Annotated in this window: 2 protein-coding genes; both read right to left on the reverse strand. The window is 37.1% G+C overall.

The window, feature by feature from the left end:
* Positions 1-82: 82 nt before the first annotated feature.
* Complete coding sequence (locus ACFIK3_RS09455) at positions 83-805, reverse strand: hypothetical protein (protein ID WP_375661094.1); 723 nt, start codon at positions 803-805, stop codon at positions 83-85.
* A gap of 75 nt (positions 806-880) precedes the next feature.
* Positions 881-1450 carry a hypothetical protein gene (locus ACFIK3_RS09460; protein WP_375672971.1) on the reverse strand — a complete coding sequence of 190 codons (570 nt, stop codon included), beginning with the start codon at positions 1448-1450 and terminating at the stop codon, positions 881-883.
* Positions 1451-1496: the final 46 nt, after the last annotated feature.

The following is a 1496-nucleotide window of genomic DNA, read 5'->3' on the forward strand; positions in this document are numbered from 1 at the left end:
AATTTGTCATGTTGGTTTCCTTGATTTGCGCGCAATTCCCCCGTGGCGTGAATCACGCTTGTGTTAAAAGGCTGGTTGGTTGTTAAATTTTTATGTCTTGAGGAATTCTCGTGTTTCCGCGAATATTAGCTAATCCACGAATTTCGGCATTTCTAAAGATCTTGACTGCGTCATAAATGCGAGCACTATCATAAACTTTTGCATCTCCAAAAATCTCAACATTTCCATAATTAATATCATCCTCATACGTGAAATTGGAGCATGATATAATGACATCACCATAAACTTTAGCATTGTTATAAATGAGAGCAGGACCACAAATTATTGCGTTCCCATATACACGAGCATTGTCGTAAATGTGGGCACTATTCTTTATTCGTGCATTCTCAAAAACTTCTGCGTCACCATAAATGAGTGCGCTATTGTAAACTTCTGCATCACCGTAAACATGAGATTTGTCGCGAACAACAGCATCACCAAAAACATGTGCACTACCAGAAACTTCGGCATTACCAAAAACAACAGCACGACTGTAAACTTGTGCATCAGAATAAACTGAAGCATTTCCACTAATACAGGCGCCATCAAATATCTTGGCATTATGAAAAATGGTAGCGCTTTCATACACCTTGGCATCATCATACACCCAGCAATTACCTTTATGACCTAAGTTATATTCCTTTTCAATAAAACCACCAAGATCTCCTTTTTTGACATCATCAAAATCCCTTAAAGCACGAATACGGTGAAGAGTTTTTCCATCAAACTGAATTGTTTCATCAGTAAGTTCGTATTTCTTTTTCATGGTTTATTTCCTTGATTTGCGTACAATTCACCCGTGGCGTGAATCACGCTGGTGTTTAAAAATGTTGTTTGGTTGTTAGAAACGGCTTATGTAGCTTATATCGCTTGCTGAATAGTCACTTTCGTAGATGATTGAATTGCGTCCACGAATTTCAAGATTACCAGAAATATTTACATTATCGAAAATATATACTCTATCTAGAATTTTCATATTTCCGGAAATGTGTGCTTTATCACTTATATAAGCATCTCCATAGACACGGGCATTGCCATAAACATGGCCCAAAACTCGAGCCTCACCATAAATTTGTGCATTGCCGTAAATTTGCGCATCATATTCAACATATGCTTCACCGCAAACTTTTGCATTTTCATAAACACGCGCCCTGCCTGTAATTTCTGCGCGTTCAAATACTTGTGCATTGCCGAAAATCTTAGCGTCACCACAAACCATAGCTTTATGCCAAACCCAACAATCGCCTTCATGCGATAGGTTGTCTTCTTTTTGTATATAGCCACCTAAGTAACCTTTTTTAATATTTCTAAAATCTCTTAATGCACGTATGCGATAAAGTTTTTTACTTTTATCGGTTCTTGCATCATAAAATTCTTTTATTTCATCAGTAAGTTCATATTTCTTTTCCATGATTACTATTTCTCACGTTCTACGATTACGGTGGAGCCACTAATTT

Origin of the sequence: Bartonella sp. CB10SXKL, assembly GCF_042195515.1 — a bacterium.
In the GTDB taxonomy this organism is placed as follows: Bacteria; Pseudomonadota; Alphaproteobacteria; order Rhizobiales; family Rhizobiaceae; genus Bartonella.

Bases quoted from the DNA above. Each gene is read 5' to 3' on its own strand.
- ACFIK3_RS09460 (WP_375672971.1), bottom strand. From the start codon at position 1,450: ATGGAAAAGAAATATGAACTTACTGATGAAATAAAAGAATTTTATGAT.
- ACFIK3_RS09455 (WP_375661094.1), bottom strand. From the start codon at position 805: ATGAAAAAGAAATACGAACTTACTGATGAAACAATTCAGTTTGATGGA.